12 protein-coding genes are annotated in these 15,629 nt (G+C 68.0%); 6 read left to right on the top strand and 6 right to left on the bottom strand.

Annotated features, from left to right (window positions below; all coding sequences use genetic code 11):
- Position 1 precedes the first annotated feature (1 nt).
- From BW991_RS07515 to BW991_RS07490, 6 genes are all read left to right on the top strand, one after another.
- Positions 2-1,039, top strand: coding sequence for a glycosyltransferase (locus BW991_RS07515; protein ID WP_076601478.1), 1,038 nt, complete (start codon positions 2-4; stop codon positions 1,037-1,039).
- Positions 1,040-2,533 carry a lipopolysaccharide biosynthesis protein gene (locus tag BW991_RS07510; protein ID WP_076601477.1) on the top strand — a complete coding sequence of 498 codons (1,494 nt, stop codon included), beginning with the start codon at positions 1,040-1,042 and terminating at the stop codon, positions 2,531-2,533. It begins immediately after the preceding gene.
- 54 nt (positions 2,534-2,587) lie between these two features.
- Positions 2,588-3,406 (top strand): polysaccharide pyruvyl transferase family protein, encoded by an 819-nt coding sequence (locus BW991_RS07505; RefSeq protein WP_084204996.1) that lies wholly within the window; start codon positions 2,588-2,590, stop codon positions 3,404-3,406.
- Between the two features lie 58 nt (positions 3,407-3,464).
- Complete coding sequence (locus BW991_RS07500; RefSeq protein WP_076601476.1) at positions 3,465-4,787, top strand: UDP-glucose dehydrogenase family protein; 1,323 nt, start codon at positions 3,465-3,467, stop codon at positions 4,785-4,787.
- Between the two features lie 96 nt (positions 4,788-4,883).
- Positions 4,884-5,975 (top strand): nucleotidyltransferase family protein, encoded by a 1,092-nt coding sequence (locus tag BW991_RS07495; RefSeq protein WP_244551637.1) that lies wholly within the window; start codon positions 4,884-4,886, stop codon positions 5,973-5,975.
- Between the two features lie 281 nt (positions 5,976-6,256).
- Positions 6,257-6,451: a hypothetical protein gene (locus BW991_RS07490; RefSeq protein WP_244551636.1), complete on the top strand. Its 195-nt coding sequence runs from the start codon at positions 6,257-6,259 to the stop codon at positions 6,449-6,451.
- Between the two features lie 45 nt (positions 6,452-6,496).
- Here the strand turns inward: BW991_RS07490 and BW991_RS07485 are convergent, their stop codons facing one another.
- The 6 genes from BW991_RS07485 to BW991_RS07460 form a co-directional block, all read right to left on the bottom strand.
- Positions 6,497-8,554 carry a M3 family metallopeptidase gene (locus tag BW991_RS07485; RefSeq protein WP_076601474.1) on the bottom strand — a complete coding sequence of 686 codons (2,058 nt, stop codon included), beginning with the start codon at positions 8,552-8,554 and terminating at the stop codon, positions 6,497-6,499.
- 269 nt (positions 8,555-8,823) lie between these two features.
- A complete protein-coding gene (locus BW991_RS07480; protein WP_076601473.1) occupies positions 8,824-9,597 on the bottom strand; it encodes a DUF2189 domain-containing protein in 774 nt (257 codons plus the stop codon).
- Positions 9,598-9,825: 228 nt separating this feature from the next.
- Positions 9,826-10,761, bottom strand: a complete 936-nt coding sequence (locus tag BW991_RS07475; protein ID WP_076601472.1) for a phosphoribosylaminoimidazolesuccinocarboxamide synthase — start codon at positions 10,759-10,761, stop codon at positions 9,826-9,828.
- 71 nt (positions 10,762-10,832) lie between these two features.
- Positions 10,833-12,122, bottom strand: a complete 1,290-nt coding sequence (locus BW991_RS07470) for a DUF3422 family protein (RefSeq protein WP_076601471.1) — start codon at positions 12,120-12,122, stop codon at positions 10,833-10,835.
- A 118-nt stretch (positions 12,123-12,240) separates the two neighbouring features.
- Positions 12,241-12,933, bottom strand: a complete 693-nt coding sequence (locus BW991_RS07465; RefSeq protein ID WP_076601470.1) for a YiaD family glycine zipper/OmpA-like lipoprotein — start codon at positions 12,931-12,933, stop codon at positions 12,241-12,243.
- A gap of 98 nt (positions 12,934-13,031) precedes the next feature.
- The gene (locus BW991_RS07460) at positions 13,032-15,602 is read right to left on the bottom strand and encodes a putative bifunctional diguanylate cyclase/phosphodiesterase (RefSeq protein WP_076601469.1); all 2,571 of its coding nucleotides are present in this window, start codon (positions 15,600-15,602) and stop codon (positions 13,032-13,034) included.
- Positions 15,603-15,629 lie beyond the last annotated feature (27 nt).

Genomic DNA, 15,629 nt, shown 5'->3' with positions numbered 1-15,629 from the left:
AATGAGAGCCAGCCTTGCCATCGACAACGCACAACCGCCGCTCCGCGTGCTGCAGTCGCTGCGGCTGCAGACCGACGACAACCCCTACGTGAAGCAGGTCGTCGCGGCGGTGTCGCCCTACGCCGATGTCTCCTGGTTTTCGTGGCGCACCGCGCTGTTCGGCCGTTACGACGTGCTGCACGTCCATTGGCCGGAGTTCCTGCTGCGCGCGCCCGAGCGCAGCCGGGGGCTGCAGTACGCGCTGTTCCTCGCGCTGATCGCGCGCATCGCCCTGTTGCGACGCCCGGTCGTGCGCACGCTGCACAACCTCGAGCCGCACGAGGGCGCGAGCCGCGTCGAGCGCTTCCTGCTGGAGCTCCTCGACCGGCGCACGCGCATGTGGATCCGCCTCAACCCCGTGAGCGCCGAACGCCCGCCGCAGACTGCGACCATCCTGCACGGCCATTATCGCGACTGGTTCGCGCGCTTCGCCGTTCCCGACAGCGTGCCGGGCCGCCTGCTGTACTTCGGCCTGATCCGGCCCTACAAGGGCGTCGAGGCCCTGCTCGACGGCTTCCTCGGCCTCGACCCCGAGCTCGCGCCCGAAGCCGCACTGCGCATCGTCGGCCATGCCTCGACCGAGGACCTGCGTCGCCGCATCATCGACGCCTGCAATGCCGACCCGCGCGTCGGCGCCTTGCTGAGCTACGTGGACGACGCCACGCTCGCGGCCGAGATCGGCCAGGCCGAACTCGTCGTGCTGCCCTTCCGCCGCATGCTCAACTCGGGTTCGCTGCTGCTCGCGCTGTCGCTCAACCGCCCGGTGCTGGTGCCGCGCAACGAGGCCAACGAGGCGCTTGCGGAGGAGGTCGGCCCAGGCTGGGTGTACATGTACGACGGCGAGCTCGACGGCGACGTCCTGCTCGGTGCGTTGTGGCAGGTCAGGAACGTGCCGCGCACCCAGATGCCCGACTTTTCCCGGCGTGAGTGGGCCGACGCCGGCGACCGCCACTACCGCGCCTACCTCGCCGCCATCCGCGGCGAGGCGGTCGAGGCCTGAATGAGCGCCGACAACGTTTCCGTGGCGGCGCCCGCATCGGCCGCTGTCGCGCCGCGCCTGGGGCAGGTCGCCGCGCGCGGTGCGCTCCTCACCATGGGCGGGCAGGCGTGCAAGATCCTGCTGCAGTTCGGCGGCATCATCGTGCTCGCGCGTCTGCTGTCGCCGGGCGACTACGGCCTGCTCGCGATGGTCGCCGCGATCGTCGGCGTGGGCGAAGTGCTGCGCGATTTCGGCCTCTCGTCGGCGGCGGTGCAGGCGCGCGAGGTGTCGCCGCGGCAGCGCAGCAATCTCTTCTGGATCAATGCCGGCATCGGCCTGCTCCTCGCGCTCGCCGTGTTCGCCGCCGCACCGGCCATCGCCGCGTTCTACGCGCAGCCGGCGCTGCAGCCGATCGCGCAGGCGCTCGCGCCGACCTTCCTCATCAACGGGCTGGCGACGCAATATCGCGCCCAGCTCAACCGCGACATGCGCTTCGGCTGGCTCGCCGTCGCCGACGTGGGCGGGCAGGCGATCGGGCTGGCCGCCGGCGTGATCCTCGCGCTGCGCGGTCACGGCCACTGGGCGCTCGTCGCCCAGCAGCTCGCCCAAGGCTTCGCGACGCTGCTCGTGCTCGTCGCGACGACCGGCTGGCGGCCGGGGCTGCCGCGACGCGACGCCGCCATGGGCCACTTCCTGCGCTATGGTGGCAACCTGATGAGCACGCAGCTGGTCGTCTACCTCAGCCGCAACATCGACGCGCTGATCATCGGCCAGCGCTTCGGTGCCGAGTTGCTGGGCCTGTACAACCGCGCCTGCCAGCTGCTGATGCTGCCGCTCAACCAGATCAACGCCCCCGCGACCGCGATCGCGCTGCCGGTGCTGTCGCGTCTGAACGACGACCCCGCGCGCTACGGCCGCTTCCTGCTGCACGGGCAGTCCGTGATGCTGCACGTCACGGTCGCGATCTTCGCCTTCGCCTGTGCCCAGGCCGAGCCCCTGATCGTGCTCGTGCTCGGCCCGCAGTGGGCGCCCGCCGTACCGATCTTCCAGATCCTCGCAGTGGGCGGCGCCTTCCAGGTCGCGTCGCAGGCGAGCTACTGGGTCTTCCTGTCGAAGGGGCTCACCGCTTCGAACCTGCGCTTCACGCTCGTCTCGCGCGGGGTGCTGATCGCCGCCATCGTCTTCGGCGCGCAGTGGGGCACGCAGGGCGTCGCGACCGCCTATGCGTCCGGCGTCGCGCTCGGGTGGCTCGGCGGCCTCGCCTGGTTGCGCGATTCGGGCGCGCCGGTCGGCGCGATGGGGCGCAACGGCCTGCGCGTGATGTTCGCCTACGGCCTGTGCGGCCTGGCCTCCGCTGCGGCAGCGCTGCAATGGGGGAACTCGCTCGTCGCGCGCCTTGCGCTCGGCACCGCGGCAATGCTCGCCGCCTTCCTGCTGCTGGCCGCGCTGTGGCCGGCCTTCCGCCGCAGCCTCATGGACATCCTGCGCAGCCGCAGCCTGCTGCGCGCGGGTTGAGCTTCGCTCATGCGCTTCCCTTTTCCCCGGACTTGAATCCACTCGACCGAAACGATGCTCAAGCGAATCAGAACCCTCTTCGAAGCTGCTCCCAGGCCGCAGCCCCCCATCGCCGCGCCGCTTCCGTACCGCCACGTCTCGCTGTTCCACTGGCGGCCCGCGAATGGCAGCGTGAATTTCGGCGACCACTTGTCGCACGTCGTCGTCGCGCGGGTGCTCGGCCTGCGCGGCCTGACGCTCGACGACCAGGTCGAGCAGTCCGCACGCCTGCTCGCGATCGGCTCCATCCTGCATTTCGCGGCGCACGACGACGTCGTATGGGGATCGGGCGTCAACGGCAAGGTGCCCGAGTCCGCCTTCACCGCGCAGCGGCTCGACATCCGCGCGGTACGCGGCCCGCTCACCGAGGAGTTCCTGCGCAGCCGCGGGCACCGCGTCCCGATGGTGTATGGCGACCCGGCCCTGCTCGTGCCGCACCTCTTCGGCGGGCGCTTCCGCCCGACCGCCGAGAAGGCGCACGTCTTCGTCCCCAACCTGCACGACCTCAGGCTCGTCGCCGGCAAATCCGACGTCGTGTCGCCGCTCGCCGGCTGGAACACCGTGGTCGCCGAGATCCTCAAGGCGCGCCTGGTGCTCGCCAGTTCGCTGCACGGCCTCGTCATCGCCGAGGCCTTCGGCCTCCCGGCGCGCTATGTCCGACTCAGCGAAACCGAGAACCTGTTCAAGTACCGCGACTACTACTACGGCACCGGGCGCACCGACTTCGAATACGCGACCTCCATCCCGCAGGCGCTGGAGATGGGCGGCATGCCGGCATTCGATTTCAATGCGCGGCCGCTGCTCGACGCCTTCCCGTGGGACCTGTGGCGTTGAACCCCGCCCATCGCACGACCATCCAAACAATCAAATCGATAGAGAGGGGAGAGCCCCAATGAAACTGACCGTCATCGGCACCGGCTACGTCGGCCTCGTCTCCGGCGCCTGCCTCGCCGACGTGGGCAACGAAGTGCTGTGCCTGGACGTCGACGCCGCCAAGATCCGCATCCTCGAGCAGGGCGGCATTCCGATCCACGAACCCGGTTTGCTCGAGATCGTGCGGCGCAACGTCGAGGCCGGGCGCCTCGCCTTCACCACCGACGCCGAGCGCGCCGCGCGCCACGGAGAGATCCAGTTCATCGCCGTCGGCACCCCGCCCGACGAGGACGGCTCGGCCGACCTGCAGTACGTGCTCGCCGCCGCACGCACCATCGGCCGCCACATGGACGGCTATCGCGTGATCGTCGACAAGTCCACGGTCCCGGTCGGCACCGGCGACAAGGTGCGCGCCGCGATCGCCGGCGAACTCGCCGCGCGCGGCGTCGAACTGCCGTTCTCGGTCGTCTCCAACCCCGAGTTCCTCAAGGAAGGCGCCGCGGTGGACGACTTCATGCGCCCCGACCGCGTCGTCGTCGGCGCCGACGACGAGCGCGCGATCGGGCTGATGCGCCGGCTCTACGCGCCGTTCCAGCGCCAGCACGAGAAGCTCGTGATCATGGACGTACGCTCGGCCGAACTGACCAAGTACGCCGCCAACGCGATGCTCGCGACGCGCATCAGCTTCATGAACGAACTGGCGAACCTCGCCGAGACGCTCGGCGCCGACATCGAGCTCGTGCGCCAGGGCATCGGCTCCGACCCGCGCATCGGCTGGCACTTCCTGTACGCCGGTTGCGGCTACGGCGGCTCGTGCTTCCCCAAGGACGTCAAGGCACTGATCCGCACCGCATCCGAGCACGACATGGCGCTCAAGGTCCTGTCGGCCGTCGAGGCCGCCAACGACGCGCAGAAGCACGTGCTGGTCGACAAGATCGTGCGCCGCTTCGGCGAGGACCTCTCCGGCCGCCGCTTCGCGCTGTGGGGCCTCGCGTTCAAGCCCGACACCGACGACATGCGCGACGCCCCCAGCCGCGTGCTGATCGAGGAACTCTTCCGCCGCGGCGCGCGCGTCACCGCCTACGACCCCGTGGCGATGCGCGAAGCCGAAAGGATCTTCGGCGACGAGCCGCGCCTCGCCTACGCCGGCCGGCCGAAGAGCGCGCTCGAAGGCGCCGACGCGCTGGTGATCGTCACCGAATGGAAGGAATTCCGCAGCCCCGACTTCGCAGCGATCCGCAGCCGCCTGCGCCAGCCGGTGATCTTCGACGGTCGCAACATGTATGAGCCGGCGCGCATGCGCGACGAAGGCATCGAGTACTTCGGCATCGGGCGCGCCTGAGCCGTTCCCGTATCAATCCCCGCCACCGCGCGGCCGTGCGCCGCGCGGCGGGGGCCCCTTTTCATCCATGAGAGAGGTGTCGCTATGGCGAAAGCAATGATTCTGGCCGCGGGGCAGGGCACGCGGGTACGTCCGCTGACAAAGAACGTGCCCAAACCGATGGTGCCGATCCTCGGCAGACCGGTGCTGGAATACCTGATCGAACATCTCGCGCGCTTCGGCGTGAACGAGATCATGATCAACGTCGCCTTCAACCATCACAAGATCGAGGACTACTTCCGCGACGGCCACCGCTGGGGCGTCGAGATCGGTTACTCCTACGAAGGCGTGCGCGACCACGGCGAGATCGTCCCCAAGGCGCTCGGCTCGGCCGGCGGCATGCGCCGCATCCAGGACTTCGGCGGCTTCTTCGACGAGACCACGCTGGTGATCTGCGGCGACGCGCTGATCGACCTCGACATCCGCGCCGCGCTCGACGAGCACCGCCACAAGAAGGCGCTCGCGAGCGTCGTCACGCTCGAAGTGCCGCGCGAGCAGGTTCAGAACTACGGCGTCGTCGTCACCGATGCCGACGGCCGCGTGAAGTCCTTCCAGGAAAAACCCAAGCCCGCGGTATCCATATCCACGCTCGCGAGCACCGGCATCTACATTTTCGAGCCGGAAGTCATCGACCTGATCCCGCCCGGGCGCGAGTTCGACATCGGCAGCGAGCTCTTTCCGCTGCTCGTCGCCGAGGAGCGTCCCTTCTACGCCCAGACCCGCTTCTTCAACTGGATCGACATCGGCCGCCTCACCGACTACTGGGCCGTGTTGCAGCGCGTGCTGCGCGGCGAGATCGCGCAGATGGACATGCCCGGCACCGAGGTCCGTCCCGGCGTGTGGGTGGGCCTCAACACCTCGATCGAGTGGGACAGCGTGCAGATCGTCGGCCCCGTCTATATCGGCTCCGGCGTACGCATCGACCCGGGCGTATCGGTCATCGGCCCGACCTGGATCGGCCACGGCAGCCATCTGCGCGCCGGGGCACGGGTCGAGCGCAGCATCCTGTTCGAATACACGCGGGTCGGCGAGGGGCAACGCTTCAGCGAGAAGATCCTCTCGCCGCAATACTGCGTCGACCGTTCCGGCGACACGCTCTACGTCGGCGACGACCGCACGGAGCTGCGCTGGGGGGACGCCCGCGGCTGAAGGGCGCGCGCACCCGTTCCCGGGGGACGCCGTCGGGCAGCGCCCCGCAGGCGGGGGCGTTGTCGCTCCGCTCCGGTGGGGCGCTCGCGGGGAAAACCCGCTCGGCGCCTGCGATGGCGCGTGTCGGCCCGCTTTACAGCTTGTTTCATGTTCGCGGCGGGAACTGCCGCATGCCTGTGTATGTCTTTGTATATACGCGTTGTTTGCGTGAATGGCGCGAATCATGCTTCGAACTTTTCAGAGGGGCCGATCTTCAGTCCTTGAACAGTCCGGCGTCCCGCATGGAGATCACGATCGTGGAAAATCCCGGATTGGAGCAGCGCATCGACTGGGTGATGCGCCAGTACGTGGAAACGATCATCCAGTATCTCGCCCGCGGCGGCGACCGGGCGAACGCGCAAATGAACATGACCGAGCGCGGCGTCCCGGTCCATGTGCAGGAACGCGTGTTCCAGGGGCACGCCGCGCTGCAGTGACCCGCGGGAGCGGCAGCGCTGCAGGGCAGCGGCCTTGGCGCGCCGTTACGCCTCCACCATGCCGTTGTGGCGCAGCAGCGCGTCGACGCGCGGTTCGCGTCCGCGGAAGGCCTTGAAGGAATCCAGCGCCGGGCGGCTGCCGCCCACGGCGAGGATCTCGCGCCAGAAGCGCTCACCCGTGTCGCGATCGAGCAGCGTGCCCTTGCCGGCCCCTGCCTCCTCGAAGGCTGCGAACGCGTCGGCCGACAACACCTCCGCCCACTTGTAGCTGTAGTAGCCCGCCGCATAGCCGCCCGCGAAGATGTGCGAGAAGCTGTGCGGGAAGCGGTGCCAGGCGGGCGGGAACATCACCGCGACTTCGCGGCGCACCTCGTCGAGCAGCGCCATCACCTGCTCGACCGGCACGGGGCCTGCGGACGCGTCGAGTTCGCTGTGCAGGCGCAGGTCGAACATCGAAAATTCCAGCTGGCGCACCATCTGCATGCCGCCCTGGAAGTTCTTCGCCGCAATCATCTTGTCGAAAAGCTCGCGCGGCAGCGGCGCACCGGTGTCGACGTGGGCCGTCATGCCGGAGAGCACGTCCCACTCCCAGCAGAAGTTCTCCATGAACTGGCTCGGCAGCTCGACCGCATCCCACTCGACGCCGTGGATCCCCGACACCGCCAGGTCATCGACGCGCGTCAGCAGGTGGTGCAGGCCGTGGCCGCATTCGTGGAACAGCGTCAGCACGTCGTCGTGGGTAAACGTCGCCGGCTTGCCGCCCACCGGGCCGGGAAAGTTGCACACCAGGTACGCGACCGGCGTCTGCACGCCGCGCATGTTCGAGTAGCGGCTGCGCGCCGAATCCATCCATGCCCCGCCGCGTTTCGTCTCGCGCGCGTGCAGGTCGAGGTAGAAGTGGCCGACCGTCTCGCCCGCCTTCTCAATGCGGAAGAAATGCGCGCTGGGGTCCCACTTGGGCGCCTCCTCGGCGACGATATCGACGCCGTACAGGCTCCTGATCACCCCGAACAGGCCTTCGAGCACCTTCGGCTCGGGGAAGTACTGCTTCACCTCCTGCTCGGAAAACGCGTAGCGTGCCTGACGCAGCTTCTCCGACGCATAGGCGATGTCCCACGGCTGCAGGGGATCGAGACCCAGTTCCGCACGCGCGAATTCCTTCAGCGCGGCGAGATCCTGCTCCGCGAAGGGCTTCGCCTTCGCCGCGAGCTCGCGCAGGAAGCCGAGCACCTGCGCGGGCGATTCCGCCATCTTCGCGACCAGAGACACCTCGGCGTAGCTGCCGTAGCCCAGCATCTTCGCCTCCTCGGCACGCAGCGCAAGGATGCGGCCGATCAGCGGGCCGTTATCCAGCTCCGCCTTGCCCTGCTCGGACGCGCGCGTCGCGTAGGCGCGGTACATGCGCGCGCGCAGCGCCTGACTGTCGGCGTACTGCATCACCGGCAGGTAGGAAGGCATCTGCAGCGTGAATTTCCAGCCCGGCTTGCCCTCGCGCTCCGCGGCAGCGCGCGCGGCGTCGATCGCGTCCGCGGGCAGGCCGGCGAGTTCGGCCTCGTCGGTGATCCACTCGGCGTGCGCGTTGGTCGCGTCGAGCAGGTTCTCGGAGAACTTCGCCGCGAGCGCCGACATCTCCTCCTGGATCGCCTTGAAGCGCGGCTTGTCGGCGTCCGGCAGTTCCGCGCCGGACAGGCGGAAGTCGCGCAGCTCGTGGTCGATGATGCGCCGGCGCACCGGCGGCAGCTGATCGTACTCGGCGCTGTTGAAAAGCTGGCGGTACTTCTCGAACAGTTCGAGGTTCTGGCCGACCTCGGCGTAGAAGCTCGACACCTCCGGCAGCAGGGCGTTGTATGCCTCGCGCCATTCGGGCACGTCCATCACGCTGTGCAGATGGCCGACCACGCCCCACGCGCGCCCGAGGCGTTCGCCTTCCTCGGTGAGCGGCGTGACGAAGTTGGCCCATGTGGGCGGCGCGGTATCGGCGACGAGGGCGGTGATCAGCGCGCGCTCCTCGTCGATGAGCTGGCGGATCGCGGGCGCGACATGTTCCGGGCGGATCTCGTCGAAGCGCGGCAGGCTGGTGAAATCGAGCAGGGGATTGGGCATGCGTTTCTCGGCTGGCGCAATGATCGTTCTGGAAGGGGCGGGAACAGCGCTGCGAGTCGGGCGCGCGCAGCCCCGCCCGGTCATTCTAACCGCAGGGACTGCGTCGGGAAGCGTGCGCGCGACCCGATGCCGGGATTGGCGGGATGCGCTTCGCTCCTCCCGCCCTACAAAGTCGTTGGTCCATTACGCGTGTCACAGGCCACGAATGTAGGGCGGGAGGAGCCGCAGGCGTATCCCGCCACGCGGCGTTCGGGCGGCATCCTGCCCGCTTACTCGACCAGATCCTTGTACGCATGCCACGTGGCATGGCCGACGAGCGGCAGCAGCACCACCATGCCGATCATCATCGTCGCGAACCCGAGCCCGATCAGCGCCACGATCAGCGCGGCCCAGACCGCCATCGCGCCGAGGTTGAAGCCGACCGCACGGGCGCTCGTCATCATCGCCGTCACCATATCGCTGCTGCGGTCCATCAGCATCGGCACCGACACCACCGACAGCGCGAACACGAGGCCGGCGAGCGCACCGCCGACGACGAGGTAGGAAACGACGAAATGCACGTAGTTGCCGGACAGGAACACATCCTGGAAGAAGTTCGCCATGTCCGGCGGAACGCCGTGATAGAACAATGCGAACAGGATCGCCGACAGGCGCTCCCAGCCGAGCAGCACGAAGGCGAGAAACGCCCCGTAGTACAGCAGATGGTCGCCGTGCTGGCGCAACCCCTTCAGCGAGTCGATGAAGCCTGCCGCTTCGCCGCGCTCGTGGCGGCGCGAAATCTCGTACAGGCCTGCCGCGGCCAGCGGTCCGACGAGGAAGAAGCCGGAGATCGCCGCGGTGAACAGGTAAGGCATGCCCGTCGCGTAGGCGAGGATCAGGTAACCGAGCACGGCGAAGATCAGGCCGTAGCTCAGGCTCGCACCCATGTTCGCGCGCATGTCATCCCAGCCCATGCGCAGCCATTGCAGCGGCCGCGATGCTTCGACCTGCCTGACGTGGGGCAGGTTGAAATGGCGGTCGAGGGTATTGTAAGACTTGGCCATGGCAGCCTCCTTGGAGTTGGAAGTACCAGAGGGCGGAGCCGTCCAGCGCTGCGGCGATGGGGATAGCCCCCGGGTGGAATCTTAGAGCGGCCGCATTCGGGCAAGTTCACCCACTTCGCGGCAAGCCTGCGAGCGCGTTTCCGTGACCAGCGGCAAGCGCACGTGGAAAGGCCCGCCATCCCCGGCAGGATGCCGGGAAGGGCGGGCCCCGGAAGGACTGCGACGTCGTCAGGCCAGCGTCTGGCCGGTCAGGCGCTCGTAGGCTTCGCGGTACTTCGCCGCGGTGCGCGCGATCACTTCCGCGGGCAGCGACGGTCCCGGCGCCTTCTTGTTCCAGGTCAGCGTCTCGAGGTAGTCGCGCACGTACTGCTTGTCGTAGCTCGGCGGACTGATCCCTTCGCGGTAGCTGTCCGCCGGCCAGAAGCGCGACGAGTCGGGCGTCAGCGCCTCGTCGATGAGGTGCAGCGTGCCGGCGGCGTCGACACCGAACTCGAACTTCGTGTCGGCGATGATGATGCCGCGCCCGGCGGCGTAGTTGGCCGCTTCGGTGTACAGCGCGATCGCCGCGTCGCGCGCCTGCGCGGCGAGCTGGGCGCCGTTCCTGCCGGTGCCCGCGAGCTCGTTCGCCAGCGCAGCGGCGCAACGCGTCTGCGCCTCGGCGAAGGAGATGTTCTCGTCGTGATCGCCGACCTCGGCCTTGGAAGCCGGGGTGAAGATCGGCGCGGGCAGCTTCGCCGCCTGCTGGAGGCCCGCCGGCAGCTGGATGCCGCAGATCGCGCCGGTGTCCTGGTAGTCCTTCCAGCCCGAGCCGATCACGTAGCCGCGCACGACGGCCTCGATCGGCAGCGGCTTCAGGCGCTTCACCACCAGCGCGCGGCCGCGCACCTGCTCGCGCTCGTCGGCGGCCACCACTGATTCCGGATCGATGCCGGTGAGCTGGTTCGGCACGATGTGGCCGAGGCGCGAGAACCAGAAATTCGCCATCGCGGTGAGCACGCGGCCCTTGTCCGGAATCGGGTCCGGCAGGATCACGTCGAAGGCCGACAGCCGGTCGCTGGTGACGATCAGCAGCTTGTCGGCATCGACGGCGTAGATGTCGCGCACCTTGCCGCGCCCGAGCAGCTGCAGGCTCTTGATGGAGGATTCGAACAGGGGAGTGGCCACGATGGAAACTCTTTCAGGGCAAAGCGCAATTATAGGACAGCTTGGGCGCGGACCACCCCTCAATGGCCACCTCAATGACCGCCTTCCTCGGCGGCGAGCTGGCGGCGCATGCGGCGCAGCCCCAGGGCGACCAGGCCGGCGATCAGCGGGATCGACACCGCGGTGACGACCTCGGGCGTGGCCGGGTGGATGTAGTCCTTCACGCCCTTCGCGAGGTACTGCACGAGCTGCGAGCCGTAATACGTGATCGCGACGACCGACAGGCCCTCCACCGTCTCCTGCAGGCGCAGCTGCAGTTTCGCGCGGCGGTTCATCTGGCCGAGCAGCTCCTGGTTCTGGCGCTCGAGCTCGATCTCCACGCGCGTGCGCAGCAACTGCGAGTTGCGCGCGATGCGGCTCGACAGGTCTTCCTGCCGCCGCGCGACCGTCGCGCAGGTGTCGATCGCCGGCGTCAGCCGCCGTTCCATGAATTCGCGTATCGGCGGGTAGCCCTTCACGCGCACCTCGCGCAGGTCGTCGATGCGCTGGCGCACCAGCCGGTAATAGGCGGCCGCGGCGCCGAAGCGGAAGGTCGTGCGCGCGACCGAACGTTCGACGTGTGCAGCCAGCCGCGTCAGGCGGCCCAGCACATGGCGCTCGTCCTCGGGCGAGGTCGCCGCGCCCATCGCGTCCATCAGGTCGGCCAGTTCGTCCTCGGTGAGCGCGAGCAGCCGCCCGACCTCCTTCGCAACCGGGAAGGCGAGCAGGGCCATCACGCGGTAGGTCTCGATCTCGAGCAGGCGCTGCACCGTGCGACCCGCCTGACGCGGGGTCAGCGATGCGTCCAGGACGAGGAAGCGCGAGAAGCCGTCGGCGATCTGGAAGTCCGTGAAGACCCAGCCCGCGCCGTCGGCGATCTGCGACGCGACCGAGGTCGTGCCCGTCGGCGACAGCTGTGCGAGCACCGTCTCGGGGGCGACTTCATCGACGCCGCGCAGCTCGACGTGTGTGGCCACCAGCAGCTGGCCCGGGATCTCGCGCCGCCATGCGGCAGGGACGTCGAGCAGCGGGTTGTCGTCGCTCGTGCCGCTGAAGTCGATGCGGCGCACGAAGGTGTAGCTGGTGAATTCGTTGTGGCGTTCCCACTTCAGGCGGAATCCGCCGGCATCGAGGAAAACATGCCCGGACGCGGTGTCCGGCGGCGCCAATTCGAACTGTTCGGCGAGCAGGCGCAGGTGATCCGCCTCGCGTTCGGCGCTGCCGTCGACGTGCAGGAAGGCGAGGTAGGTGACGAATTCCGGCGTGTCCAGCGTGACCGGGGGGCGCGCGTGGACTTCGTCGTTCAGTTTGTGGCGGAGCGGATATTCGTCGAACAGGGGCATGGCGCGGCAGTCGGGTTGGACGCGCTAGGTTAGCGACCGCGGGGCGATAACGAAAGCCCCGCCGCGCCCGGGCATGGCTGCCGCGGGCAGGGCGGGGCTGCAGGAGTCCGGTGCGAGATCAGTAGCGGGGGCCGGGAGCCGGCTGCATGGCGCCGGGCTGCTGGGCCTGCGTGGGCACGATCAGCACTTCGACGCGGCGGTTCTGCGCGCGTCCCTGCGGCGTGCCGTTGTCGGCGACCGGTCGCGATGCGCCGTAGCCGACGGCGACCAGGCGGTTCGCGTCCACGCCGCGCTGGGTCATGTAGCTGCGCACGGACTCGGCGCGGTTTTCGGACAGCGTCTGGTTGAAGCTCGCCGCGCCGGTCGAGTCGGTATGGCCTTCGATCTGCACGACGGTGTCGGGGTATTGCTGGATGCTCTGCGAGACGCGCGTCAGCACCGGCTGGAATTGCGGCTTCACGTCGGCACGCCCGGTGTCGAAGGTGATGTTCTCGGGCGCCTGCAGCCGGATCGTGTCGCCCTGGCGCTGCACCTGCACGCCGGTGCCGGCCATCTGCTGGCGCAACTCGGCTTCCTGCTTGTCCATCTGGCGGCCGACGAGACCGCCGACGGTCGCGCCGATCGCGGCACCGACCAGGCCACCCGTCGTGCGGTTGCCCGAACCGGCGACGACGTTGCCGAGGATCGCACCGGCGCCGGCGCCGATGGCCGCTCCGCGGGTGGTCTGAGCGTGTTCGCCGTAGAACGGATTCTGCGCACAACCTGCGACCGTCAGGATCGACAAGGCCGTGACGATCAATGTTTTTTTCATTATTGCCTCCTGGGTTGAAAAGAGCGAACTGCCCTATTTTGAGCGCGTCCGCCCGCCCGGGGTTCCGGGAAGCATAACGAATTGTAAATGCGCAGGGCTCAGGTGCCGATGCCGATGGCCTGTTCGATGGACGGCGTGGGGCGCTGGATGTGATAGCCCTGCGCGAGATCGATCGACTGGGCGACGACCTTGTCGAGCACTTCCGCATCTTCGACATACTCGGCCACGGTGCGGATGCCCAACTCGCGGGCCAGTGCGACGATGCTGCGCACCAGCGCGCGATCCTTGTCGTTGTGCTTCATGCCGAGGATGAAGTCGCCCTCGATCTTCAGGAAGTCGATCGGGAAGCGCTTCACGTAATGGAAGGACGAGAAGCCCGAGCCGAAGTCGTCGATCGCGAGGCGGAAGCCTTCGCCCCGCAGGGTGTTGATGAAGCGCTCGAGCAGCGCCATGTTCTTGATCGTCTCGCGCTCGGTGATCTCGAACACGATGCGCGCGGGGTCGAAGCCCGACGCGCTGGCGATGCGCCGCGTCTCCTGCACGAAATCGTTGAGCACCAGTGCGCGCGGCGACATGTTGAGGAACAGCAGGCCCTGGTAATCGGCCGCGGTTGCCGCCTCGAGCGCGCGCTCCATCAGGATGTAGTCGAGCTTGTGCATCAGGCCCATCTTCTCGGCGATCGCGACGAAGGCGTCGGCGACCAGGATGGAGCCGTCGTCGAGACGGATGCGCGCGAGCACTTCGAGTGCCTCGACCTTGCCCGTCTTCGGGTCGATGATGGGCTGGTAGTAGGGGATCACGCCGCGCGCCTCGACCGCCGCGAGGATCAGCATGCTCTTCTCGGACAGCGAGCGGAACACCTCGACGACGTCCTGTTCGGTGGGGATCGCCACCCGGCCTTTGCCCTCGGACTTGGCGCGATACATCATGCTGTCGGCGAACAGGAACAGGTCCTTGGTCTCGATGGCATGGTCCGGATAGACCGCCATGCCGACCGACAGCGAGCCGCTCACGCGCGAGCCGTCCGGCGTCTCGATCCCCAGCGAGGTGACGATATCGACGATGCGCTGGGCGACCTCGAGGGTGCCGGCGAGGTCGGTCTCGGGCAGGATGGCGACGAATTCGTCGCCGCCGTAGCGCGCGAGCAGGTCGTCCTCGCGGATCGCGCGGCGGATGGCCGTCGCGACCTCCTGCAGGAACACGTCGCCGAAGCCGTGGCCGTAAGTGTCGTTCACCGACTTGAAGTTGTCGGCGTCGATCATCAGCAGCCCGAACTTGTAGCCGTGGCGACCCGAGCGCGTGGCCTCGCTATCGAGCAGCTCCCAGAACACGCGCTGGTTGTAGAGGTTGGTCAGCGGGTCGCGCGTCGCGTAGTACTCGAGGTCCTTCGTGTACTTGTCGATCGCCTTCACCGAGCCGACCACGTTCAGCAGCGTCGACAGGATGCTCTCGACCACCAGCCAGCGCGTCGCGTCGGTGCCGGCCTGCGCCTGCATGCCGATGCCGACGATGCCGCCGATCTTGGGCGCCTCGACCAGCAGGGATTTCGTCTGCACCTCGATGTCGCAGCGCGCCAGCTCCGGCGCGTTGCGCGAGCTGTCGGCGATGTTGTGCTCGATGCGTACGGCGTAGCCGTCGGCGAAGTAGGGGTTGCGGCGGAGCGATTCGCGCACCGTCTCCTCGAACAGCTGCCGGCTTTCCGTCGACGGCGCGTAGCGCCAGAACACCTCGAGGTCGAAGATGTCGTCGCCGGTCTTGAAGATCGAGAACAGCGCGTAGGCCGGCATCACGCCGTCGATGTCGATGAGCAGGCGATTCACGTACTCGCGCCAGTCCTTGACGACGTCGGACGTGAGGATGAATTTCTCCAGCAGGCGGATCTCGAACTCGAGCATCTCCTTGTCGACGGCCACGCCGCGCACGCGTTCGATGAGCTGCCTGACCTCGGTCGCCACCGGGCTGAATTCGCTGAAGCCGAAGTCGAGCGAAGCGCTTTCGAGTTGCTTCAGGTCCGAAAGCCGGCTGATCGAGCGGATGTTCGTCGCAAAACCCGCTATCGCCTTGTTCAGCCGGCGGCGGATATACGCCACCATCAGCAGCGTCGCCACGATCGCCACCGGCACCACCGGCGCGAAGGCGAACATGAACTGGCGGTTGCCGGCCTCGAGGAGCGGCCGGATGTCCTGGCGCACGTCGATCACGCCCAGCACTTCGCCGGGCTGCGCGTTCGTGTGGCACTGCCGGCATTCGGCCTCGGCACGCAGGGGGTTGATGAAGCGTACTTCCGGGCCGCGATCGAGGCGCAGGCTCTCGCCGGTGGAGATCACCCCGAGTATCGCGGCATCCATCTCGCGCTGCTTGATCTCCCCGAACAGTTCGGTGACGCGCGGTGCGCGGTAGATCGTGATCTGGTGCTGGGTCTTGTCGACGGAACGCTCGATCGCGCGGATGAACTCCTCGAGCTGCGTGCGCGTCCAGCCGGTGCGCATCAGCTGGAACATCGACTGGAAAGTCACTTCCGCGAAGGTGTTCGCGTCGCGCATCGCTTCCTCGCGGATCGAGCGCTCGTAGAGATCGGATACCACGTACTGGGTGGCGACCGCGAGCGCAGTCGAGAAGACGACGGCAGCAGTCAGCAGGAGTCCGCGGATGGTCTTGATCGGAGTCATTGCGTGGGGCGATCCCGGACCTGTGCG

This window comes from Aromatoleum tolulyticum, from assembly GCF_900156155.1.
Lineage (GTDB): Bacteria > Pseudomonadota > Gammaproteobacteria > Burkholderiales > Rhodocyclaceae > Aromatoleum > Aromatoleum tolulyticum.
The sequence above is the reverse complement of the archived record's forward strand: the minus strand, read 5'-3'. Positions and strand labels throughout refer to the sequence as shown.